Consider the following 25,905-nt stretch of genomic DNA (forward strand, 5'->3'; position numbering starts at 1 on the left):
GTCAAAAGCTTTTTTTAAAAAAAAGTTACTTCTTACAAATAGACACCATTGCTGGTCTTAAAAGTCTCTCTTTAAACTTATATCCTTTTTGTAACTGTTGTACAATTTGTCCATCTTCATGTTCAGGGCTATCCACTTGCATAACTGCATCATGAAAATTTGGATCAAACTCACCATCAGTTTCAACGGCACTAATATCATGTTTTTCAAATACAGTATTAAAGTTTTTAATAGTAAGTTCAATACCTTCTTTTAATTTTGCAAGTAACTCATCTGCACTTAAATCTGCATTTGCTGATTGTAATGCCATCTCTAAAGTATCAATTGGTGCTAATAAATCTTTTGCAAATTTCTCTGAAGCATAATCAATAGCTTGATACTTCTCTTTTTCTAATCTTTTTTTAATATTTTCAAAGTCTGCGTGAACTCTTAAATATTTATCTTCTGCTTCTTTTAATTTAGCTTCAAGTTCAGATTTTACACTTTCAATTGTCTCTTCTTTAACCTCTTGAGAACTCTCTTGTGTAGAAGTCTCTTCTTGATTTACTACTTCTTCTTGTTGTAATTCTTCTTTTTTTTCTTCACTCAATTTTTACTCCTAAGACATACTAATTTGATTATAAAAGTATTCATAATCTTTTGACAATTCACCAATAACTAACATTTTAGAATCATTGCCATTTACATTACAATGGTGACATATACCAATATAACCCATAGGTAATAACTCTTCATAATAGATAGCTTCTTGGCACTTATCTATAACTTCTCCATTTAAATATGAATTAATAACTCTTTCATCGAAGTCATAGCTAAGTGCTATATTTAAAAACTCTTTTGAATTATAAATAGAAAAATCTCTATTTTTTAAAAATATAGATAATTGTTCATATAATTCATAAGCTCCAACATCCCTTGAGATTTTTAAAATATGATTAATTTCTAAATCTATTAAATCAAGTAAAAATCTATAAAGTGCTGAAGAAAATTTTATTGTGATTGGAAAATTATCAAACTCCAAAATCATATATTTATCTTGGATATTAATAATATTTTTTAATTTATCACTTTTTAACTTTTTAATAAAAACAGTAAGACCTATTCTTTTTGCTAAATACTCAATTGTTTCTAAATCAATAAAAGATAATCTAAAGTTTAATTTATTATCCCAATATTGCTTTAAAGCTTCAGTTGTTGGAGTTCTTCCACTACTTGCATGCTCTTGGGCTAAAAATCCCTCATCACCTAACTTTTTAAAGTATCCTCTAATAGTTGCAGGTGAATATGCAATATCATACATTGTTTTTAACTGACTAGAACCAATAGGCTCTAAATGTTCAATATATGCTTTGATAATAGACTGTAATAAAAACTCTTTTTTATCAATCATTTTAAAACCAATTTTTAATTTTTAGCACTCTTAATCTTAAACTGCTAAAGAATTATAACTTATTGAGTGTATATTTGTCAAGTGTTTTTTAATCTTTTTATATAAATATTTAAAAATAGCTAAAAAAACTCCTCTAATAAATTTATTTTTCTTATAAATAAATTTTTATTTTTTAAAGTTTTTAATTTTTTTAAAGCTTTTACAATATACTAATATTAAGCTCTTTTTGCTAAAATACAAAAAATTAATCATAAGGTAAAGTTATGAAATATATTAAAACTACAACAAAAAATGTACAAGAGGCGGTAGAAGCTTTACATAAATCAATTAGTGAAAATGGCTTTGGGCTACAACATATTCACAATGTTACAGAAAAATTAGCAGCAAAAGAGGTTGAGTTAGGAAGACAATGCCAAATCTTAGATATTTGCCAACCACATATTGCAAAGGAAATCTTAGATATTGATCCAAGCGTAAGTGCTATTTTACCTTGTAGTATCTCAGTTTTTGAAGATAATGGGCAAACATATATCTGTGTAGTAAAACCCTCAGCAATTTTTCCTTTATTAAATAACCAATTAACAGAGGTTATCTCTAAAGTTGAAAAAACTATATTTAAAATAATTGATGAAGCTATTTAAACACTAAGAGTAAACTCATCATACAACTGTTCATCTAGTTGTTTTTCTAGTTGTAAAGTTAAATTGATGGGTTTTTCACCCTTATAAGATATAGTATTAGCAACTCCTAAATAAATAAAACCTTGTGTCTTTTTATCAACACTTATAAATTTTCTTACAAAAATATGAAGTTTTACTTTATGTTTTTTATTTTCAATTAACTTTTCTCCATCGCCTTTATCTTGAGTTGCATTTGGTTTTGTTTGCCAAGTTAAAGTATCTTTACTTAAAAAAGTATTATGGTATCTTTTACTTTTTATTGCATTTTGTTTATCTAAATTTATAAATAAAAAGTAATCATTTTTATATTTTAATTGTCCACTTCCTCTAAAAGAACTATGAATTTTATCAAGATTACAAAGTAAAGCTATATTTTTCATATTATACTTTTCATATAACTTTAAAAAAGGTATTCCATAATATTTTTTACCAAACTCTTTTTCATATAATAAAACTGCATACTCTATACTATATTTTATATATTGCTTTAATTTTTTATCTTCTAAAATTTTTTCAAAAGAAGAGGTTTTATATAAAGTATCTTCTTTTAAATATACAAGTTTTTCATACTTTGCAATTTGAGAACTATCAAAAAATTCATAAGCTAAATATCTAAAACTATGATATATAGTATCTTCTTCAACTTTTTCTTGATACTTTAAAATTTGTTTTTTTGCAAGGTTTATATTTATAGTTTCATTTTCTAAAAGATAATTTAAAATAGCAAATTCATGTACTCTTTTTAATTTTATATGTGAATCAATAAATCTAATAGTTTTTAAAAACTCTTCAGTAAGATTTAAATCTTGTTTTTCAACTTTTAATACAAATTCTATATAAGATTTTGATTCATCTATAAAGTTTTTAGGGTCAAAGCTATTTTCATATTTTATAAAATCTATTAAAGTTGGAGTTGTTTTTATTATATTTTTAAATTCAAAATATTGTTCTTTTAAGTATTTAAAACTATTAAAATTTTCTTCTTCTAATTGTTTTAAAATTATCTCTTTTGAAATTTTATCCATAGAAATAAAAGTATTATTTGAAAGATTTGCAAAGCTATTATTTAATGCTAATTTTATACTATCTTTATCAATTATTCTTTTACCTAAAAGAGCAAAAGTTACTAAATAAGCTCTATTATGATTTCCAATAAAATCTAAGACTGTAAGAAATTGCTTTTCTTTTACTTTTCTAAGACCTCTTCCTAATTGTTGAATAAAAATAGTTGAAGAAGTAGTTGGACGTAACATTAAAATAGTGTTTATTTTAGGAATATCAACTCCTTCATTAAATATATCTACACTAAAAATAATTTCTAAAGAATCCTTTTCATCTTGAACTCTTTTTATAATCTCTTCTCTTTTTTCAATACTATCTTCACTTAATAAGCAAATAGAATTAAAACCTCTTTTATTAAACTTTTCACACATATATTTTGCATGGGATTGATTAACACAAAAAGCCAAAGCTTTTCTTTTGTCTCCATCATTTCCATAAAATAACATTTTTTCTATAATAAAATCTACTCTTTTATTTACACATAAAAGTTTTGCAAGTCTTGAAAGTTCTTCTAATTTTACATCTTTATAATCTATTACAATATCACTTATACCAAAATAGTGAAAAGGTGCGATTAGTGATTTTTCTATGGCTTCATTTAATCTAAAATCAATAGCAATATTATCATCAAAAAACTCATAGATATTCTCTTTATCACTTCTATTTGGAGTTGCTGTTAAACCTAATGTAAAATTAGAATTAAAATAGTTATAGACTTTTTTAAAAGTAGGACTACTTATATGGTGAGCTTCATCAAAAATAATATAATCAAAATATTTACTATTAAACTTATGTAAACTTTTACTCATAGTTTGAATTGTAGAAAAAAGAAAATCACAAGAAAGCTCTTTTTTATTTCCAGAAAAAATTCCACAACTCTTATTTATAAAAAGTTTTTCAAAAGTTAATTTAGCACTATTTAAAATATTTTCTCTATGGACTAAAAATAAAACTTTTTTTGCATTAAAGTTCTTAACATCAAAAGCACTAAGATATGTTTTCCCTGTTCCTGTTGCACAAATAGCCAAGGCTTTATTTTGCTTTTGTTTTCTTAAAAACTCTAAGTTTTCTAAAGCTTGTTTTTGCATAGAATTTTCTTTTATTTGTTTTTTAAAAATAAACTCTTTACTTAAGCTTTTATAACTATTTTTTAAAAAATCTTCATATGAATTTAAAAAATTTTCTTCTACTAAATATGCTTTATTATATAAACTATCAAACTCTTTTAATACTTCTTTTGTAAACTCTTCATCTTTTTTACTTATAACTTTTAAATTCCATTCAATATTACTTTTAAAAGCACTTGCAGTTATATTTGAAGAACCTACTATTATCTTATACTCCTCTTCAAACTCAAAAATATAAGCCTTACTATGAAATCCCACTTCACTACTATCAAAAATTTTTAAACTTATATTACTAAACTCTTGTAATTTCTTTAAAGCTTTTACCTCTGTAAAATTTAAATAAGTTGAAGTTAGAACTTTACCTTTAATATTCTTTTGTTCACACTGCTTTAAAATATCAAGTAAAAGTTGTAATCCACTAAAATTTATAAAAGCCACATTTATATAAAAACTTTTGCAAGAAGAAAATAAAGAGATTAAACTATTATAAAAGTTATGATTTTTATTATTTGTAAGAAGCTTTTTCATTAACTATATGGTAACCTAATAACAAATTTAGCACCACTACACTTTTTATTTTTATATATAAAAGTAGTATTTGTAACTTTTATTGAGCCATTTAAACTTTCAGTAATAATCTTATAAGTCATATAAAGACCAAGTCCTGTACCTTGACTTTGATGCTTTGTTGTAAAATATGGTTCAAAAATAGAATCAATTATATCAAGAGGTATTCCTCCAGCATTATCTTTTATTTCTAAAATCACCTCATCCTCTTGCATATAAGCCTTTAAAAATACAGCTTTATCTTCCAGTTGTTCTTTTTCTATTAGAGCATCTTTTGCATTATTTAAAATATTAATTAAGGCCTGATTTAACTCATTAAAATAACTTTCAATATAAATATCTCCATCCATATTTATATTATCATTTATAAAACTATTTTTTAAAGCTGGTCTTATTAGGTTTAAAGATTGTTCAAAAATATCTTTTATATTAAACTTTTGTTTTTCCTTACTATCTTTTAAATAGTTTTTAAAATCATCAATTGTTTGAGATAAAAATTTACTATTTCTCATTATGGCTTCAATTACTTCTTCTAAAATTTCATCATTAAAATCACCCAATTGCTTTCTTATTTTTAAACTTGTTGCAGCTGTTGTAATTGCGGTTAAAGGTTGTCTCCATTGATGGGCAATATTTCCTATCATCTCTCCCATTGCTACCATTTTTGATTGCTGTAAAATTAGTTGTTCTTTATCTTTTAACTCGGATAAATCAAAAATAGAGATAATTGTTGCTTTTTCTTTTTCAAAAATTAAACTCTCTTTTTTTACTAAAATTGGAAACTCTACACCATTTTTTGTAACCCCTAAAAATTCAAAAGAAATATTTGAACAGTCTTTTTTTAAAATACTATTTACAAAAAAATCATCAATTGTATTTTTATATACTTCTTCTTGATTATCATATTCAAAAACTTTTACAAAAGAGTCATTTGCATACTCTATTTTCCCCTGTTTTTCTATTAATACAGCTTCTATAGTTGAGTTTACTAAAACCTTAAAACTATCAAGGGATTTTTGTAAATTGTCTTGAGCATTTTTTAAAAGATTATTTGTATTTTCCAACTCTTTTTTTTGTTTTTCCAAAATCCTATTTTTTTGTTTAATTACATTTTGATATTTTAAAAGTTGTCTATTTTTATAAAAGATTATAGAAACAACTATAAATACCACTCCTAATATATAGAAAATTAAAATATAATTAATACTTTCATGATATACAACAGCTATCCATTTATTTAAAATTTTTTGTTTTTCTTCTTCTAAAATAGTATTTGTAACTTTGTTAATAATAGATACAAGTAAAGCATAATCATCCCTTATCATAAAAGTTACATCAAAATTAATTCCCGTATTTCCTGAAATCTTTAAATTTGTATATCCATACTTATTTATATTATGAGCAAGAACAGGCATAATATCCACATATGCAAAGACTTTACCTTTAGAAAGTAATTCTAAGCCCTCTTGTATATTTTTAACTACAATATAATTTAAAGAAGGATACTTTTCAAGCATTTTTTTATGTGCAGTATAGTTCTCTCCCACTGCAATCTTTCTATCTTTTAAAGAATCTATTGAACTTATATGATTTATATCTTTTGAAGTTGCTATGGAAATAGGGAAAGTAGCATAACTTTTTGAAAAAAGAGCATACTGTTTTCTATCTTTTGTCTCTCCCACAGCTACTGCCATATCACAAGTTTTATCTTTTATACAATTTAAAACACTTGTAAAAGTATCAACTTGAATATTAATGCTTTTTAATCCACTTTTTTCTTTTATTAAATCCCAAAAATCATATGAAATACCGGTTTGAACACCCTCTTGTTTTTCAACATGAAAAGGTTCCCAAGGAGTAGCAGAAGCAATAACTACTTTTTTATTTTTTATAAACTCTAATTCTTCTTGTGAAAAGATTATTCTATTAAGATTTAATTTTTCAAAATTAAACCACTTTTTATATAACTCTCTTTTTTCTATTAAAGTAATATCATCAATTGCTTTATTTAAAATAGAGACTAATATAGGCCAATCTTTTCTAATTGAATAAACAGCGTTAAAAATAGATTCTTTTATATCAAAAGCTATTTGTATATTTTCAATACCTTTTAATTTTAAAAGATACCTATCAACATTATCCCCAATAAAAGCATCAATACTTCCTTCTAATAAAAGCTTATGGGCTTCATCTTTATTTTTAACATAAACAGTTTTTATATTTTTTATATCTTCTAAAAGATACTTTTCAAAGTTATTCATATATTGAATTGCAACTTTTTTATTCTCCAAATCTTTAAAAGAAGTAACTTTTTTATTTGAAAGAGTAAAGATATATTTATATGATTGAAGATAAGTTTTTGAAAAATCAAAGTAAGTTTTTCTATCATTGGAGATTGAAGATAAAGCAAGTCCATCTATTTGTTTTGATTTAGCTAGGAATATAATATTTTCCCATTCATCTGCTACTAAAGTTATATTTGTTCCAAGCTTTTTATTTATTAAATTTATATAATCAACTTCTAAACCTTCTAATAAATCACCTTTTTTTATAATATAAGGATTCCAATTTTTATCTAAACCTAAAACAATTTTAGGATTTGCTTTTATAAAAGCTTTCTCTTCTAAAGTTAATTCTACTTTGGCATTAGTTATATATAAAAATATTATAAAAAAAGAAAAAAATATTTTTATCACAACTACTTCCTTGAAATTTCTTTTATCTAATCACAGTTTTATAACTTAAAATCATTTCTATAAATATAAAATATACTATAAATAAAAATTAAAGCTACAATAAAAAGTATAACAGTAAAATCCCATCCAACTAAGTGATAAAACATTGCAGGAATTACAGAACCAACTGCACCACCAATATAATAAAAAGTTAAATACATCCCTGAAGTTAATGATTTTTGTGATTGTTTTATTGAGTTTGCAATACCTGTACTTACACTATGAACAGTAAACATTCCTATACAAAATACAAATAACATAAAAAATACAAAAAGCATATCATCACTAAAAAATGATAAATTTACTAAAGTAAAAATAACTCCACCAACTAAAATAGTATTTGCTTCACCTTTTAAAAATTTTATAATTTTTTTAGATAATAATGAGACTACAATTCCCATTCCATAACCAAGATATAATAAACCAATTTGAGATTCTGTTGCATCAGGAATTAACTCTTTCATCCTAAAAGGTAAAATATTTAAAACTCCAGCAAAAACAAAAAAAGTTGTAAACATCAACATATATATAAGAATAAATCTTCTATCTTTTAAAATAGAAATCACATCATTTAATTTAGCTTTAGTAAGGTTTGTATCACCTTCAAAAGTAAGTTTTTTAATAAAAAACAAGCCTAAAAATAAAGCAAGAGATAAAGAGAAAAACACAGCTCTCCATCCAAATTGTGTTGCTATAAATCCAGAAACAACTCGGCCTACCATTCCTCCAAATACAGTTGCAGCTACATATATAGCCATATTGTATTTTACATTTTGTTTATCACTATTAGCCAAAATACTCATACATGAAGTAATAATAGCAGGAATAACAAAAGACTCTAAAATTCTAATAGAAAGAAACATTTCGTAACTATTAGAGTATGATAAAACTAAATTTGTTACTAGAAGTATCAATGAAGCTACCATTAACATTTTTTTAGGACAAATAGATTCTAATACATACCCATAAATAATAGGAGCAATAGCCATTGAAAACATAATTACGGCAGTAAACTGTGAAGCTTGAACCATATTTATATTAAATTCATTTGCTAAAAGTGGCTGTAGTGGTTGAGTTGCATACATAATCGAAAATACCACTAGAATTATGTATATAATTATTAAAAGCTGTTGATTTTTCATTTAGAAATTATACCATAAATTAATATACATATTTAAGTTGCAATAAATTATAGATATGTTACATTTTTAAAATTAATGAAACTTTAGTGTAATTAATATACAACTTTGGCACTATTATCTCAAAATTTTATATTATAATTATTTTATGATATAATGTTTGTGTTATGATTATGTCATTGTCAAATCATAAAAATCAAAAAGGAGAACATATGAAAAAACTTGCTACAGCAGCTCTAATAGGAGCTTTATCTATTCCAGCATTTGCAGCTGAGTTCATTACAATTGGTACTGGTGGAGTTACAGGAACTTATTATCCAACAGGTGGTGCTATTTGTAGACTTGTAAACCAATACAAAAAAGAGACAAAAATCAGATGTTCAGTGGAATCAACTGGTGGTTCTGTATATAATATTAATACTATTAAAAATGGTGAATTAGATTTTGGTATTGCACAATCAGATGTTGTATATCAAGCAGCTAAAGGTATGGGAAAATATCAAGGAGAACCAGTTAAAAAATTAAAAGCTGTTATGGCTATTTATCCTGAATTATTAACTTTAGTATCTAGAAAAGATGCAAATATTAATACTTTAGCAGATGTTAAAGGTAAAAGAATTAATTTAGGAAATCCAGGTTCTGGCAATGAAGCTACAGCTTTAGATTTATTTAAAGCAAGTGGAATTAAAAAAGAAGATTTATCATTTGCAGGTGCTTTAAAAGCTTCTGAAATGCCTGATGCTTTAAGAGATAACAAAATTGATGGTTACTTCTATATGGTTGGACATCCAACTGCAAATATTAAAGATGCATCAAACTCTGTTGATGTAAGAATTGTTCCTTTATCAGGAAACAATGTTGATGAATTAATTAAAACTCACCCATATTTTGCAAAAGCAAATGTACCAGGTGGAATGTATAAAGGAAATGATGCTGATGTTCCTACATTTGGAGTTAAAGCTGTACTTATTACAAGTGATGATGTAAGTGAAAAAGCAGTTTATACTGTAGTTAAAGCTATCTTAGAAAACTTTGATACATTTAAACAATTACACCCTGCATATTCAAATATTACAAAAGAATCATTACTTGATGGTTTAAGTGCTCCTTTACATGAAGGTGCGAAAAAATACTTCAAAGAAGCAGGTATTTTATAATTTCGAAAGCTTAGGCTTTCGAAATTCACATTGTTATATTTCATTTAACTATTTAAATTATATGAAGTATGGCAATAATCTACTTTAATAAGGTATTACTATGATAGAAAGAGATAAACCTCATACGCTTGGCGAATTAGAAGTCGAACAAGCAAGAGAGACAGAAAATATTGTTAATGATTTAGAAGGACAAAGAGTTTTTGGTACAGAACACTATGAGTTTTGGCTTATTTCAACTATTGCTCTTTGTTGGACTCTATTTCAATTATATATTGTAATTGAACCAATCAATTCAAATATTACAAGATCAGTACACTTAACATTTGCATTAGTATTATCATTTTTAATCTATCCAATGTTAAAAAAAGAGTATTTTTTAAGAAAAATTAGATGGTTTGGTTATACATTTGCAACTTTAGGTCTGTGTACAGCGGGATATATAGCATTTTTTTATAATGACTTAGCATTAAGACCAGGTGATTATACTACAATTGATATAGCTGTTGCACTTTTAGGTATTGTTATTTTACTTGAAGCAGGAAGAAGAGTTTTAGGATTTGCACTAAGTGTTATTGCAATTGTTTTCTTAGCATATGATATGCTAGGTCCTTATATGCCTGAATTAATTATTCATAAAGGTGCTAGTTTAAATAAACTTGCAGGACATATGTATTTAACTACTGAAGGAATTTTTGGTGTTCCATTAGGTGTTTCTGCTGGATTTGTATTTTTATTTGTACTTTTTGGTTCATTATTAGACAAAGCAGGTGCAGGTGAATACTTTATTAATCTTGCTTTTGCCCTATTAGGTAAATTTAGAGGAGGTCCAGCAAAAGCTTCTGTTGTAGCTTCTGGATTTACAGGGATTATGAGTGGTTCTTCTATTGCAAATACAGTAACAACTGGAACATTTACAATTCCACTTATGAAAAAAACTGGATTTAAGCCAGAACAAGCTGGTGCAGTTGAAGTTGCAGCTTCTACAAATGGACAATTAATGCCTCCTGTAATGGGTGCAGCTGCATTTATTATTGCAGAGTTTTTAGCACTTAATTATACTGATGTTATTTATGCTGCATTTATTCCTGCTTTTGTTTCTTATTTTGCACTATTTTATATAGTTCACTTAGAGGCTTTAAAACTTGGTTTAAAAGGTGCAGATGAAAAAGATTTACCTAAAAAGTTTGATACATTTATTAGAGGTATTCACTATTTAATTCCTATTTTCTTCTTACTATATACACTTATGGTATTAAGAGAGAGTGCTGCAAGTGCTGCATTTAATGCTGTATCACTTTTAATGTTATTAATGGTAGTTCAACATCCATTTAGAGCAATTATTTACAAACAAAAATTAACTAAAGAAGTTTGGATAAGTGGATTTGTAGATATTTTAGCTGGATTTATAAGTGGAGCTAAAAATATGGTTCCTATTGCAATTGCAACTGCACTTGCTGGAATTGTAGTTGGTTCTATTACTTTAACAGGACTTGGGCAAGTATTATTAGAAGTTATTGAAACAATTTCTGGTGGGAATATTTTTATTATTCTTATTTTAGCTGCTGTTGTATCTCTTATTTTAGGTATGGGACTTCCAACAACTGCTAATTATATAGTAATGGCATCATTAACTGCACCTGTTATTTTAACTTTAGCACAAGATAATGGATACTTAATTCCTTCAATTGCAGCACATTTATTTGTATTTTATTTTGGTATCTTAGCAGATGATACACCACCTGTTGGACTTGCCGCTTATGCAGCAGCTGGTATTGCAAAAGCAGACCCAATTAAAACAGGTATTCAAGGGTTTAAATATGATATTAGAACAGCGATTTTACCATTTATGTTCTTCTTTAACCCAGAATTACTTTTAATTTCAGGTGTTGATTCATTTAATCCAGGAGATCCTCATGGATGGGTATGGATTACAGATCCACTTAGAATTGCAGAGATATTTGTAACAGCATTTATTGGAATGATGGCATTTTCATGTTTTACTCAAGGGTATTTTATAACATGGACAAATATTATTGAAAGATTAATCTTTTTAGTAATAGTTCCTTTTATGTTTCTTCCAAAAGTAATGGAAGCACATTTACATCTTCCTACATATCATTTATCATATTTAATTGGTATTGTGATATTTGTTTTAATATATATGTTCCAAAAAGCAAAATTAAGAGCAGAGAATACTTCAAAATTAGAAGTAGATTTATAATAAAAAGCGCAAAAGCGCTTTTTATTTAACCTTATTTAATAAAAGGTTTTTCTATTATATATCCATAACCTTTATGAGAAATAATAAAATCATCATCTTTAACTTTATCTTTTAATCTTTTCATAACTGTTCTAAAAGCAGAATCATTTGTATTTATATCATGCCATACAAGTTTTTTAAAAGTTTCTACTGATACAACTTCACCAAAATTTTCAATTAATACAGTTAAAATATCTGATTCTTTTTTAGATAGTTTTACAATTGTTTCTTGATTGTATAATTTATCATTTGTTCTATTATATGTATATGTTTTATTTATTGTAATAAGTTCTTCATTTACTTCAATTTTTTTATCGGCTAAAACTTCATCTTTAGCTTTTTGAAGCATTTCCATCATATTATCAATATTTAATGGTTTTACAAAATATCCTAGAACTCTTAAATTTATAAGTTTTAGTAAGTCATCTTCATTTTTATGTGCACTTACAATTATAAATCTTTGATTTGGTACAAGTTTTAAAATATCATCAATCATCTCAATACCATTTTTATTTGGCATTTTAATATCAGTTAAAACTAAATCAAATGATTTATTTAAAGAGTGGTTTTCTTGAAATTTTCTACTTCCCTCTTCTCCATCACAAGCCACAACTACTTCATCAAAAATTGTATTTAAATAAAATGATAAAGTTTTTCTAGCTAACTCTTCATCTTCTACTAATAAAACTCTTGTATTAAAAGCTTCCATAATTTCCCAACTTTCCCTCTTTCTTATTAGTTAATATAATAGCTAAATTGCTCTTTAAATTGGTAAAATTATTGTAAATTCAACTCCATTAGAGATATTTTTGGCCTCAATTTTCCCATTCATATTTTTTTCAATAATAGTCTTAGCCATATATAATCCAATACCTGTACCTTGATTTTCAAACTTAGTTGTAAAATATGGCTCGAACATTCTTTCTAAAATCTCTATAGGTACTTCTCCACAATTATTACTTAAAGTTATTTTTACTTTATCTTCAAGAATACTAATAGTAATACTAATTAAAGCAGAAAATTTAGTCTCTTTTAGTTTTATAATTGCTGCTTCACTTGCATTATTTAAAATATTTACAATTACTTGTTGAAACTCATTTTGAAAGCCTAAAATAGTTATATCTTCTCCAATAATTTCCACATTTATAAAAGCTTTTTCCAATTGACCTTTTACTATTTTAATACAAGTATCCAAAGAGTGTTTTATACTAAAAACTTCTTTATCTTTTGTTGGTTTATAAAAATTTCTAAAATCATCAATTGTTTGAGACATATAATCAATTTGTACTTTTGCACTTTTTATTGCTTCTTGTAATTCCTCTTTTGAAAAATTTCCATAATTATCCCTAATAAAATGAATTAGAAGATTAATATTATTTAATGGCTGTCTCCATTGGTGAGCAATACTTCCTAAAACTTCTCCCATTGAAGCTAGTTTACTTTGATGGGCTAATAACCTATCTTTTTCAACATTTTTTTCAACTTCATTTGCAATTTTTTGTTTTAATTGCTCTTCTGTTAATTTCATCTTTGTTATATCATTTATATAACCATATAAATGAGTAATCTTTCCAAAATGGTCTTTTAATAAAATTGTTCTATTAAAAACCCATCTTATCTCACCATTTTTATCTTTTACCCTATAAATTTTTGTAAAGAAATTTACATCTTTTTCAACAGCTTTTGAGATTTCTTTTTTTAAAGACTTTACATCATCTTCATAAACAATATCTAAATAATCAATTCCTTCTTCAAAATCTTGAGTATCATAGCCATAAGAATTAATACTTTTAGAAACATAATCTACACTAAGTTTTTCATCATTATTCCATTTAAAAATAACTATTCTTCCCATCTCAACAAGTAATTCAACATTGTGTAATTCTTTAGTAAGTTTTTTTCTTTGATCAATATCCATTGACATCATAAGCATTCTATTTGACTTTTGATTTCCTCCACTAAAAGCTTTACCTCTTACAAAAATCCATTTATAATGGTTATCAAAAGTTTTTAGTCTATATTCACATAAAAAGTGTGTACTTTCACCTTTTAAATGTTCTTCAAATCTTTGTTTTACTTTTGCTCTATCATTATCATGAATTAAATTTAACCACTCATCAAAATTTTTAACATCACCTCTTTCATAACCAAACATCTCTAGCCATCTATTTGAAAAGAAAATCTCTTTAGTGTCTAAATTAATATCCCAAAGGCCATCATTTGAAGCAATAATTGCTAATTCATATCTTTCTTTCCATTTTTTATATAGGGAATTTTTCATCTCCAATCGTCTATTGTATCGATTAAATAAAGTATTAACAAATTTTGCAAAAGCAATTGACATAAAAACCATAAATAAAGATACTAAAATAATTATAGTTATAGAAATTGTAAGCTTTGTATGATACTCTTTTTTTATAGAATCAATTTTTTCATATATTTCAAAACTTTTTACAGATACTAAAAATTGGTATTTTGTAAAGTTATAAATATTATCTTGATTTTTTAAGAACTCTGGATTTTTATATTTAATAAAATTTATTTTATCTTCTTTTAAAAGATTTTTTTCAGAGATTTTATGCCCTTTATTATAATAATTATAAACAAATCCATTTGCATAATCATAAAACCAAAAGTAACTATTTTCATAAGCTTTACTTTTTGGAACTATTGAGTTTTTAATAGTTTGTCTTGTTAAAGCTTGCATATCATCAATTTTTGAAAAAGCTCCAATTATCCAATCTTTTGATTGTATTTTTTGAAAGTAACTAAGTCTTATATTTTTTCTTTGATTATCTAACCAATAAATAAGATTTTCATCTCCCATATAAATAATATTTCTTAACATATGTATTCTAAAATAGTCTGTTTTCATTTGGGAATTTGTTAGGGTTTGTAAATAAGAAATTACCTCTTCACCCCTTAAAATTTCAAAAGTTTTAGCATCAAATATTACAAAATCAATATCTCTTTTATTTTCTAAATCTTCTAATACTTTTTTTATATCTTTATACTCTATTTTATGATTATTCGTATTTAAAGCTTGAATATGCCCAGAAATTTCAAATACACTTCTATTTAATCTATCTTCAATTTCATCAAAAGAAGAACTTGAATTATATTTAATATCACTTATATAAGATTTTAATATACTTTTTTTATAAAATTTATCTTTTTGAATAAGTAATTCTATTTGATTGTTTTGTTTATATTCTAAAACTAAAGAGACCACAACCAAAGAAAAAGTAGCTAAAATAACTACAAAAATTAAAGGAGTTGAAATAATATGCTTTTTAATATCACTTAAAGTATTAAATCTTTTTTTTGAAAAAAACATTAGTAATAAACCTTTGCAAGATATAAACCATATGCACTAGCAGGAGTTTTAAAAATATATTTTTCTTTTTTTAATTGAGAAAGCAAATCTTTTTTTGTTAATTTTCCTTCATTTATTTTTAATAAAAATCCAACCATTAATCTAATTTGAGAACGCAAATAACCATTTGCACAAAATTTAAATACATAAATATCTTTATATTTATAAAAATTTGTACTAAAAACTTTCCTTATAGTAGTTTTATTTCCACTTCCTTTTTTATGAAAATATTCAAAATCATGAATACCTTCAAAAAGTTTTATTGCCTCACTTATTTTTTCTTCATCTATATTTTTTACATATGTTATATATTTTGCATTAAAAGCATTTAATTGCTTTGTAGTTATAATATATCTATATACTCTTTTTTTTGCACTATACCTTGCATGGAAATCATCACATACTTTTGAAATTTTATTTATTCTTATATTTATAGGTAAATGCTTATTTAAAATCTCTTTTAATTTTTTTAAATCTTTCCAAAAATCAGGAATTATGGCATTAAAAACTTGTCCACTTGCATGAACTTCTTTATCTGTTCTTCCACTAAGAATTATTTTTGTATTTATATTTAATTGCTTAAAAGCTATTTGTAAAAAGTCCTCAACCCCTAAACCATTTGGTTGAGTTTGAGAACCTTGATAAGCTGTTCCATCATATGAGATTTGAAATTTTGCATTCATCTTAATATAGTTTTTTTGTTAGCTTTGAATATAAAATATATGTTCCAATAGACCAAAGAATTGGCGCAATATATAAAGAGTGTAATAGTACATTTTTAGTTAAATATTTAGTTAAAATATAATATATAACAATAGCAATTAAAGATAGGGCAATTGCTCTATTTTTTTCATATCTTGGATTATAATAACCAAAAGCAACCACTAAAAATAGTGAGATTAAAGGGAAAATTGAAGTTAAAATATAAAAAGTAAAATCATCAATATCTTGCCCTTTTGATAAATAGTAGTTCCAATAATCATAAGAGTTTGTAAAAGTATATTTTTTCTTACTTGTTATAGAATCATTTATATCCATTGTTCTATAATTTATTTGATTTAACTCTTCATGCGAAATATAAAAAGCTTTACCATCAATAAGTTTAAAACTTAAGTTTCCTTCTTTATTATCTAAAACTGCACTTTGAGCAATAATAAACTGATCTAATTTATTATCTGTTTTAAATAGTTTAACTTTTTCATATTTTTTATCATCTTTTGCATCAATATAAATAAGCCAATCCCCAAATTTTTGTCCAAATTCAGAAGCTTTGATATTAAAATTTGCCTCTTTTTTCTTTACTTCTAAAAAACTCTCTGTTAGGTAGTTTGTTTTAGGAATTAGTCCCACAGAAACTATTATTAAAGCAATTGACAATAAAAAAGTTGCAGGAAAAAAGATTTTTAAAATTTTTAATGGATTAAGTCCAAAAGAAGTAATTACTATTAGTTCATACTCACTTGAAAGCTTTGCTAAAGTAATAACAAGTGAAATAAAAAATGAAATAGGCACTGTAAAAAATATAATTTTAGGAACAGAATAAAGATACAATTTAAATAACTCATAAGCATCAATTGTAATAACTGAAGTTAAAGAAGCAATTTTTACTAAAAATATTATTGATGTAATAAAATATAAACCTAAAAAAATAGGTAAAAAAGAAAGTGATAATTGAGAATATAAATAACTTTTAATTTTCAAGAAAAAACCTTTGCTGATATATTAATAAAAAATTCAAAAAATAAACCTAACATTAAAAAAGGAATAAATGCAGTTTGCTTATCTTTTTTTGTAAAATTATTGTAAATTGATGGTATTATAGCAAAAATTCCAGCTAAAAATATAGCTATAATCCCCCCTTTCAATCCTAAAACAATTCCAATAATAGCAATTATAGGAATATCCCCCTCACCTAAAGCTTTTTGAGTTCTTAAATTTTTATCTTTTAAAAGTCTTGATTTTATATTTTGAATATAAAAAGTTAAAATAAACTCTAATAAAATAAAAAAACCTGCAAATAAACAAGCATACTTTAAACTCTCAAAGAACTCATAATCTGTTGCAAAAAAAGAACAAATAAAAGCTACTAAAAGCAAGTAATCTGGAACTTTTTTATACTCTAAATCAATAAAAGATAAAACAATTAAAGTATAAAAAAGACCCATTAAAAAAAATAGCTGTATTGAAACTTCAAATTTTAAATATAAGCCTAAAGTTACAAAAGCCGTAAGAAGCTCTACAACTAAATATCTTTTTGAAATTTTTTGTTTACAAAAACTACAAAAACCTTTTAAATAAAAATAGGAAAAAATTGGGATATTTTCATACCATCTTATTTTATAATTACAAGAAGGACAACAAGAAGCAGTTATTATTGAGTATCTTTTAGGAAGTCTATAAATCAATACATTTAAAAATGACCCAAAAGCCAATCCAATAATAAAACTAAACACCCCCAAATCTTCTCTCTCTATTTTGGTAATCACTTATAATATCATCAAGCTCATTTGAAGTAAACTCAGGCCAATAAGTACTTGTAAAAAACATCTCTGCATAAGCATTTTGCCAAAGTAAATAGTTTGAAAGTCTTACTTCTCCACTTGTTCGTATAAGTAAATCCACATCTGGAATACCTGCTGTATCCAAACAACTTTCAAAATTCTCTTTTGTTACTTCTAGATTTTTTTCATTTAATTTTTTTATTGCTCTTAAAATCTCATCTTGTGAACCATAATTTAAAGCTAAAATTTGAGTAAGCCCTGTGGCATTTTTTGTCTCTTCTTGAGTTTTAAATATAATTTCTTGTAAAGATTTTGAAAACTTAGATAAATCTCCAATTGCTTTGAATCTTACATTATTTTCTAAATAAATATAAAGTTCATTTTTTAAATATTTTTCCAAAAGCTTCATTAAAAATTCTATTTCAAGTTTTGGTCTAGTCCAATTTTCTGTGGAAAAAGCATACAAAGTAAGGTATTTAATCCCTAAAGTATTACAATACCTTGTTATCTCTCTTACAACTTTTGCACCCTCTTCATGTCCTGCTGTTCTTTTAAAACCTCTCTCACTTGCCCATCGTCCATTACCATCCATTATCATAGCAATATGTGCAGGTAAATCTTTTTTATTATTTGTACTCATCAAACTCTTTTTCCAAACAAGTTAAAAGTTCCAAAGATAGTTCTAATTTTGAAGCTTTAAAACTATGAATTTTATTTTTTAAAAGTAATTCTATACTATTTGAATTTGAACCAAAAGCATTTTCATCTTTTATAATATTTAAACAAACAGCATCTAAAGATTTTTTTTCTAACATTTTTAAAGCATTTTCATAAGCAACAGTTTCATCCATCTCTGCTTTAAAACCAATTGAAACAATATCACTTTTATCAAGGGCATTTAAAATATCCATATTTTGTTTTAATTTTAACTCCCAAGAAGTTCCAAGTAACTCTTTTTTTAGTTTTCCCTCTTGGGGAAAAGTTGGAAGATAATCACTTACTGCTGCAACCATAAATAAAAAGGGTCTTTTTAATATTTGTGTAGGTGTTGAACTATCCATTAGTGTTGTTTTAGAAAGTTTACCTTTTTTTGCAACTCTTATTGAATCCACTAAATATTCATACATTTCATTACTACTTTGAACTTCTATTGTATGAATAGCATTTGGTAAAGTTTCATGTCCTCTTGTACTTACCAAACAAACATCTGCACCTTTAAAGTATAAAGCTAAAGCTAAAGAAGAAGCCATTTTACCAGAAGAAAAATTTGAAATATATCTTACATCATCAATTTTTTCAATTGTTCCTCCACCACTTAATACAACTTTTCTATTATTCCAATACTCTTCTTTTAAAAGTTCCCTTGCTGTTGCATAAAAAATCTCCTGAGGTTCCGCCATAGCACCATCACCCACATCTTTACAAACTAACTCTTTTGTTTGTGTTTGTAAAATCTCATAATTACATAAAGCTAGCATTTTTAAACTTGCTTGTGTAATTGGATTTTTTATCATATTTGTATTTGCAGCAGGGCATAAAAGTTTAACTCTTGGATAAGCTAGTGCAGTTTGAGTTAATAAGTTATCTGCTAAACCATGGCTTAGTTTATTTATAGTATTTGCACTTGCTGGAGCTATTACAAAAATATCTGCCCACTTACCAATATCAATATGATTATATAACTCATTTTTATCCCAAGATTCACTGTTTTCTTCTAAAACTTTATTTTGAGAAATAGCTTCAAAAGTTATTGGATTTATAAACTTTTTTGCTTCATTTGTCATAATTACTTTAACACTAGCACCTGCTTTTATATAAAGTCGAATAAGTTCTAATGTTTTATATATTGCTATTGAACCTGTAACTGCAACTAAAATATTTTTGTTTTTTAATAACATGTTTCTACTTTTTAAAAAATTTATAAAAATAATTTTCAATTATTTTTATAGGAGCTCTTGTAATTGCCAATGAACCTTTTGGTACATTTTTTGTTATACAAGCACCTGCTGCTAAAATAACATCATCTTCAATTACTACAGGAGCAACTAGTTGAGTATCTGAACCAATAAATACATTTTTCCCAACTTTAGTTTTATGTTTATTTACTCCATCATAATTACAAGTAATTGTTCCCGCACCCACATTTGTACCTGTGTCCATTTCACAATCACCTAAATAAGATAAATGCCCTGCTTTAACCCCATTTAGTAAAGCTTTTTTAGTTTCAACAAAATTTCCAATATGAGTATTTTTTAAATTACTTCCAGGTCTAATTCTAGCCATTGGTCCCACATCTGAATCTTCTAAATGTGAATCTTCTATAATTGAATTTGCTTTTACAATAGAATTTACTATTTTTGTATTACCAAGTAAACTAACCCCATTTTCAAGAATACATTCACCCTCAATACTTACACCTTCTTCTATATAAATAGTATCAGGTAGTCTCATAATTACACCATTTTGCATAAACTCTTTTTTAATTCTATTTTGATGGATTACTTCTGCTTGTGATAATTCATATTTTGAATTAACTCCCTTAAAATTTTCAACACTTACATATAAAGGTTTTAAAGTTTTTCCATCTTTTATTGCTAGTTCAATTAAATCTGTAATATAGTACTCTTGTTGAGCATTATCATTTGATAAAAGAGGTAAATATTGTTTTAAAAATGCTGTTTGAAATAGATAAACTCCCGCATTTGCAGTTGTTATTTTAAGCTCTTGCTCATTTGCATCTTTTTGTTCAACAATTTTTACTACATTTTCATCTTTAATTACTACTCTTCCATACCCAGAAGCATCATCAAGTTTTAAAACAGACATAACTATTGTTGCATCAATATTAAATTTTTCTAACTCTATTGCTTGAATTAAGGGCATATCTGCATTTAAAACTAAAGTTTTTTCATACTTTGGCTCAACATTCATAACTGCCCCACCAGTACCAGGATAGTTTTCATGATCTTGAATTACAAATTTAATATCTTTAAAATATTTTTCCATTTGAGCTTGAACTCTTGAAGCTTGATGGTATAAAACTACTGTAATATCATCACTTAATTTTAAAGCCTCTTTTATTGAGTAATAAAGCATTGGTTTACCAGAAATATTATGTAAAACCTTCGGTTTTTCAGATTTCATTCTAGTTCCAGCACCTGCTGCTAAAATAACAATTGATAAATTATTCATATTTTTTCCTATTTTAAAGCTTCATCTATTTCAGCTCTTAGATTTATAATTACTTGTTTTATTGCACTAATCATTTTTTGATCAGTAATATTACCAACTAGAAGTTTCCCTAAATTTTTTTCTCTTTCTTTAAAAAACTGCGCAACTGAACGACTTTTTTTATTATGATTATACATTAATACACCAGAAGCAATTAAAATTATTACTAATTTTGTATGCCCTAAAATAGCTGCATAATTTAAAATAGTAAAACCTGCATAATCCACTTCATTAATATCAGCCCCAGCAGCTATTAATAATCTTGCAATTTTATAATTACCTTTCCATTGAGTATGGTGTAATACTGTTCTTCCTTGCTTATCTTTAATATTTAGATTTGCTTTTTTTGATAAAAGTTTTTCTACAACTTCTAAATCATCTGCAATTACTGCTTTATGATAAACTGTTCTTCCCTCTTTATCAATAACATCCACATCTATTCTAAATTTTAATAAAAATACAAGTCTTTCTAAAAATTGCTCTTTATCTTTTATTCTTTTTACTTTTAATCCATTTTCAACTAAAACTGTAAGTGGAGTATCACCATTGTTATCTACAATATTTGGGTCAGCACCCGAATTAAATAGAAGTTTCATTAAAGGTAAATGATTATAAATTATTACATCAAAAATAACTGTTCTTCCATTTGATTTTTGTTTATTTATTTTTGGTCTATAACTTAAAATTCTTTTTAAAAGAGCAAAATAGTCTTCTTCATCATCTATTTCTAAATATCTTCTAGAACTGGCTCTTTTTAAATTGTTTTGAACTAAGATAATTTCACATAATTCATCAACAATTGTTTTTTCCAATAAATCTCGATGATCAACATCGGCACCTTTATTTAAAAGATATTCTATCATAATGATATTTTTCATACCACCCATAATTGCTTCAAATAAAACAGTTCTTCCATCTTTATCTTCGGCATTAATATCAGCACCACTAGCTAATAAAAAATCAATAGTTTCGTAGTTTTCTCGCTCAACTTCTCGATATAAAACCGTTTTACCATCACTATCTACTCTATTAACAGCTAAACCATTTTCAATTAAAAAAGAAGTAAGTTTTAAATAATTTCTATTTTCATTTATAAATTTATATCTTCCTTCTCTTTTAGAATTAGGATTTTTTAAAAGTGTAAGAATTTTTAAAATTTCATCTAAAATTGTTTCATTATTTATATTTTTTATATTTAATTTTATTCCACGCTCTAATAACATTTCAAAAACTTCAATATTTGAAGCACCCATAACTACACTATTGAAAAGTATATTTTCTCTATTTTCATCAGTTATGTTAATATCCATTCCATTTGAGATTAAGAACTTTGCAACTTCAGGTGATTCTTTTAATACCGCATTAAATAAAGGTGTTTGCCCATGTTGATCGACACAATTTGGGTTTTCAATATTATTTAAAACTTCTCTAATTATCTTTAAATTCCCACCTTCAACTGCATCAAATAAAACAGTTCTACCATATGTGTCTTTAATATTTAAATCAGGATTTTGCATCATTAAAATTTCAAAAACCCTATGATTTTCCTCTAAGGCAATATCTTGTAATAGTGTTCTACCTGAAGAATTAACATGATTTAAAGAAGAACCATTGTCAAGTAAGAATCTTATCATTACACCATCACTTCGTTCAACTGCTTCATTTAAAACAGTTTTACCAAAGTTATCTTCATGATTAATATCTATTCCATTTTTTAGTAAAATTCTAATTGACTCAATTCTTCTTTTTTTTACTAATTCAAAAAGAAGAGTTTGTCCCTTTTCATTAAGCTTATGAATATCTGCGCCATTATCTATTAGTTTTTGAACTTTTTCTACATTTATATAATTTTTTAATAACTCTTTTTGAAAATTATCAGTGACATCTTGTTTAAATAAGTTCAACATTAAATTGTAATCCTTAGGACATAATAATCTTTTCTATTTTATCAAAAATTAAATTAAAATCTTTTTCTTCGTCTATCTCTAAATGAATTATCAAACTTCTTTTTATTATTTTTTTCTTCATCTAAGAGATTTGATTTTAATGATTTTTCAATAAAGTTATTAAAACTAGCTCTTGTTATACTTGCTTTTACACTATCTGGAAAAAGTTCTGGTAACTTATAAGATAACCATAAATATAAAGATATTTTCTTTACTTCATCTTCTACTAAAAGCAAATCTCTTTGTGTAACAGCCTTTTTAGGCAGAGTAATTGAAGGTTTATATCTAACTATTCTATTTTTAATTACTGCTGCAATATAAGCATCATAAGCTTGCAAAATTATTGTTGATTTAGTAGTTATTGGAGCTTGCGAAAGCATATATTTATCTTCCATTTTTAAATTATTTTTTTTATCTAAAATCTTTGCTGCACTAATCATTGAAGCTATATTTGAAGCTATAAAGGGTCCATCAAAATACATATTATCTATAAAAAATTTTAATACTTTTTCTAAAGAGTTTGTCTTAATATAAGAAGTCAATCCTTCAAGTTGAGAAGAACTAATTTTTACTTTAAATGGAGGTTTTATAGTTCTAATAGGTTTAAAAAACTCTTTTTGTAAATATTTTAAAGTATCCCTTGAAGTAGCACCAATAAATCCCTCTTCATGATGTCCATATCTTCCTGCACGACCTGCAATTTGAATAATTTCATTTACATTTATTGCTCTTTTTGATACCCCATCAAATTTTGTATGAGTTGTAAATAAAATAGTCTTAATAGGAAGATTTAATCCCATAGCAATCGCATCAGTTGCTATTAAAATATCTGTTTTTTTCTCTCTAAATCTTCTTGCCTCATCTCTTCTTACTTCAGGAGAAAGATTGCCATAAATTACAGAAACCCTATGGCTTTTTTGTAATTTTTGTTTTAATTTTAATACTTCACTTCTACTAAAAGCTATCAATGCTGTTTGAGGTTTTAGTTCTTTTAAAGAAGTATATTTTTCTAAAAGATGTAATTCATTTTTTCTTTTAAACCTTACTATTTCTAACTCTTCATTTAAATAAGAAGCTATTTTTTTAACTGCATCTAATGCATTAACTGAACCTGTCATAATTATCTGTTTTGCAGGACAACCTATTATTGCATTAACCCAAGCCCAACCTCTTTCATCATCATCAAGCATTTGAACTTCATCAATAATAGCCACATCAACATCTAAATCATAGTCAATCATCTCAATAGTTGAACATATATGTGCTGCTTCTTCATCAAAAATTTGTTCTTCACCTGTTATTAGGGTTGCATTAATATTTGAAGTTTTTAAATCTTCATAACCTTCAAGTGCTAAAAGTCTTAATGGAGCTAAGTATAATCCACTATTTGCTTCTTTTAATTTGCTCATTGCACTATATGTTTTACCAGAATTTGTAGGTCCAACAAAAAATTTTAGTTTTCTATTTAGACTTCTTGCCAAAGGAAATTGTGATTTTAAATCACAATTTAATAATATTTGTAATTGTTCTTGCCATCTATCTTTCATAGGGCTATTATATTGATTTTAATATAATATAGTATTAAAAAGATAAGGTAATTTAATGAATTGTAAATATTTTGGAAAATGTGGAAGTTGTAGTTTATATGAAATGACATATGAACAGCAACTTTCATACAAAATAAATAGAGAAAAAGAGAGATTTAAAGAGTTTTATATAAATGACTTTGAAATTATAAAAAGTGAAGATAGTAGATTTAGAAATAGAGCTGAATTTAGAATTTGGAAAGAGTATGATAAAGAAAATATCCCTACTTTATCTTATGCTATGACAAGTTTTGAAAAAAAAGTTTTACCTATTAGCTTATGTGAAATAGTAAGTGAAAATATTCATTTATTAATGCCAAAGCTTTTAAAACTAATTGAAAAAAGTGAAATTTTAAGTTTCAAATTATTTGCCTGTGAATTTTTAGCTTCAACTACAAATGATATTCTTGTAACTTTAATTTATCATAAAAAATTAGATGAAAAGTGGATGCAAGAAGCAAAAAAACTTGAAGAAGAATTAAAAGTTAAAATTATTGGTAGAAGTAGAGGTCAAAAAATCATTTTAAGTAGTGATTATATAAATGAAACTTTAACTATAAATAATAAGCAATTCTTTTTTGAATATAAAGAGGGTGGATTTACTCAGCCAAATACAAAAGTAAATATTCAAATGATTCAATGGGTTTTACAACATCTAGAAAAAAGTAATAAAGATTTATGTGAATTATATTGTGGTGGAGGAAACTTTACAATTCCCCTTTCAACAAAGTTTAGAAAAACTTTAGCAACTGAGATTTCAAAAACTTCAATAAAATCTGCTTTAAGAAATTGTGAGTTAAATAATATTGATAATATTGATTTTATTAGAATGAGTGCCGAAGAGTTTGTCGAAGCCTGTGCAAATAAAAGAGAATTTAATAGATTAAAAGATATAGATTTAAAAGAGTTTAATTTCTCTACAATTTTTGTTGATCCACCAAGGGCTGGATTAGATGAAACAACAACAAAATTAGTTAAAAACTATGATAAAATCATTTATATCTCTTGTAATCCAGAAACTTTGCATAGGGATTTAAAAGAACTTACAAAAACGCATAAAATTGATAATTTTGCATTATTTGATCAATTTGCCTATACAAATCATTGCGAAAGTGGAGTCATATTAAACAAAATTTAATTTTAGCTTA

The 25,905-nt window shown here is 25.5% G+C and carries 19 protein-coding genes; 4 read left to right on the forward strand and 15 right to left on the reverse strand.

What is annotated here, in order from left to right:
- Window positions 1–25: 25 nt before the first annotated feature.
- Together grpE and AMYT_RS12840 are read right to left on the reverse strand one after the other, a co-directional pair.
- The gene (gene grpE, locus AMYT_RS12835; protein WP_114842918.1) at window positions 26–589 is read right to left on the reverse strand and encodes a nucleotide exchange factor GrpE; all 564 of its coding nucleotides are present in this window, start codon (window positions 587–589) and stop codon (window positions 26–28) included.
- Window positions 590–598: 9 nt separating this feature from the next.
- Window positions 599–1,390, reverse strand: a complete 792-nt coding sequence (locus AMYT_RS12840) for a heat-shock protein (protein ID WP_114842919.1) — start codon at window positions 1,388–1,390, stop codon at window positions 599–601.
- A 263-nt stretch (window positions 1,391–1,653) separates the two neighbouring features.
- Between AMYT_RS12840 and AMYT_RS12845 the strand changes: the two genes are divergently transcribed.
- On the forward strand, window positions 1,654–2,031 hold the full coding sequence (locus tag AMYT_RS12845; RefSeq protein ID WP_114842920.1) for a DUF302 domain-containing protein: 378 nt from the start codon (window positions 1,654–1,656) through the stop codon (window positions 2,029–2,031).
- On the opposite strand, the gene AMYT_RS12850 is transcribed toward AMYT_RS12845, so the two are convergent.
- From AMYT_RS12850 to AMYT_RS12860, 3 genes are read right to left on the reverse strand one after another with little or no spacing between them, the layout of a single operon-like run.
- The gene (locus tag AMYT_RS12850; protein ID WP_114842921.1) at window positions 2,028–4,787 is read right to left on the reverse strand and encodes a DEAD/DEAH box helicase; all 2,760 of its coding nucleotides are present in this window, start codon (window positions 4,785–4,787) and stop codon (window positions 2,028–2,030) included. The genes AMYT_RS12845 and AMYT_RS12850 overlap by 4 nt on opposite strands.
- Window positions 4,787–7,522, reverse strand: a complete 2,736-nt coding sequence (locus tag AMYT_RS12855) for a transporter substrate-binding domain-containing protein (protein WP_114842922.1) — start codon at window positions 7,520–7,522, stop codon at window positions 4,787–4,789. Before AMYT_RS12855 ends, AMYT_RS12850 begins: the two co-directional genes overlap by 1 nt.
- A gap of 38 nt (window positions 7,523–7,560) precedes the next feature.
- Entirely contained in the window at window positions 7,561–8,661 is a 1,101-nt protein-coding gene (locus AMYT_RS12860) for an MFS transporter (RefSeq protein WP_265936025.1), read from the reverse strand.
- A gap of 251 nt (window positions 8,662–8,912) precedes the next feature.
- On the opposite strand from AMYT_RS12860, the gene AMYT_RS12865 reads away from it, so the two are divergent.
- Window positions 8,913–9,857, forward strand: a complete 945-nt coding sequence (locus tag AMYT_RS12865; RefSeq protein ID WP_114842924.1) for a TAXI family TRAP transporter solute-binding subunit — start codon at window positions 8,913–8,915, stop codon at window positions 9,855–9,857.
- Window positions 9,858–9,957: 100 nt separating this feature from the next.
- The gene (locus AMYT_RS12870; protein ID WP_114842925.1) at window positions 9,958–12,078 is read left to right on the forward strand and encodes a TRAP transporter permease; all 2,121 of its coding nucleotides are present in this window, start codon (window positions 9,958–9,960) and stop codon (window positions 12,076–12,078) included.
- 31 nt (window positions 12,079–12,109) lie between these two features.
- On the opposite strand, the gene AMYT_RS12875 is transcribed toward AMYT_RS12870, so the two are convergent.
- Genes AMYT_RS12875 through AMYT_RS12920 form a run of 10 tightly spaced genes read right to left on the reverse strand, consistent with a single transcriptional unit; the run spans window position 12,110 to window position 24,718 of the window.
- A complete protein-coding gene (locus tag AMYT_RS12875; protein ID WP_114842926.1) occupies window positions 12,110–12,826 on the reverse strand; it encodes a response regulator transcription factor in 717 nt (238 codons plus the stop codon).
- 54 nt (window positions 12,827–12,880) lie between these two features.
- Window positions 12,881–15,454, reverse strand: a complete 2,574-nt coding sequence (locus AMYT_RS12880; protein ID WP_114842927.1) for a PAS domain-containing protein — start codon at window positions 15,452–15,454, stop codon at window positions 12,881–12,883.
- The gene (gene truA / locus AMYT_RS12885; RefSeq protein WP_114842928.1) at window positions 15,454–16,176 is read right to left on the reverse strand and encodes a tRNA pseudouridine(38-40) synthase TruA; all 723 of its coding nucleotides are present in this window, start codon (window positions 16,174–16,176) and stop codon (window positions 15,454–15,456) included. Before truA ends, AMYT_RS12880 begins: the two co-directional genes overlap by 1 nt.
- A gap of 1 nt (window position 16,177) precedes the next feature.
- Window positions 16,178–17,194 (reverse strand): LptF/LptG family permease, encoded by a 1,017-nt coding sequence (locus AMYT_RS12890; protein WP_114842929.1) that lies wholly within the window; start codon window positions 17,192–17,194, stop codon window positions 16,178–16,180.
- Window positions 17,191–17,946 carry a prepilin peptidase gene (locus AMYT_RS12895; protein ID WP_228197866.1) on the reverse strand — a complete coding sequence of 252 codons (756 nt, stop codon included), beginning with the start codon at window positions 17,944–17,946 and terminating at the stop codon, window positions 17,191–17,193. The genes AMYT_RS12890 and AMYT_RS12895 overlap by 4 nt, the downstream gene beginning before the upstream one ends.
- Window positions 17,939–18,634, reverse strand: a complete 696-nt coding sequence (locus AMYT_RS12900; protein ID WP_114842931.1) for a di-trans,poly-cis-decaprenylcistransferase — start codon at window positions 18,632–18,634, stop codon at window positions 17,939–17,941. Before AMYT_RS12900 ends, AMYT_RS12895 begins: the two co-directional genes overlap by 8 nt.
- Window positions 18,621–19,892, reverse strand: coding sequence for a bifunctional phosphopantothenoylcysteine decarboxylase/phosphopantothenate--cysteine ligase CoaBC (gene coaBC / locus AMYT_RS12905; RefSeq protein WP_114843206.1), 1,272 nt, complete (start codon window positions 19,890–19,892; stop codon window positions 18,621–18,623). The genes AMYT_RS12900 and coaBC overlap by 14 nt, the downstream gene beginning before the upstream one ends.
- Window positions 19,893–19,896: 4 nt before the next feature.
- Window positions 19,897–21,186, reverse strand: a complete 1,290-nt coding sequence (glmU, locus tag AMYT_RS12910; RefSeq protein ID WP_114842932.1) for a bifunctional UDP-N-acetylglucosamine diphosphorylase/glucosamine-1-phosphate N-acetyltransferase GlmU — start codon at window positions 21,184–21,186, stop codon at window positions 19,897–19,899.
- A gap of 8 nt (window positions 21,187–21,194) precedes the next feature.
- Window positions 21,195–23,132, reverse strand: a complete 1,938-nt coding sequence (locus AMYT_RS12915) for an ankyrin repeat domain-containing protein (RefSeq protein ID WP_114842933.1) — start codon at window positions 23,130–23,132, stop codon at window positions 21,195–21,197.
- A gap of 53 nt (window positions 23,133–23,185) precedes the next feature.
- The gene (locus tag AMYT_RS12920) at window positions 23,186–24,718 is read right to left on the reverse strand and encodes a helicase-related protein (RefSeq protein WP_114842934.1); all 1,533 of its coding nucleotides are present in this window, start codon (window positions 24,716–24,718) and stop codon (window positions 23,186–23,188) included.
- 55 nt (window positions 24,719–24,773) lie between these two features.
- On the opposite strand from AMYT_RS12920, the gene trmA reads away from it, so the two are divergent.
- Window positions 24,774–25,895 carry a tRNA (uridine(54)-C5)-methyltransferase TrmA gene (trmA, locus tag AMYT_RS12925; protein ID WP_114842935.1) on the forward strand — a complete coding sequence of 374 codons (1,122 nt, stop codon included), beginning with the start codon at window positions 24,774–24,776 and terminating at the stop codon, window positions 25,893–25,895.
- Window positions 25,896–25,905 lie beyond the last annotated feature (10 nt).

It is taken from the genome of Malaciobacter mytili LMG 24559, from assembly GCF_003346775.1.
Classification (GTDB): Bacteria; Campylobacterota; Campylobacteria; order Campylobacterales; family Arcobacteraceae; genus Malaciobacter; species Malaciobacter mytili.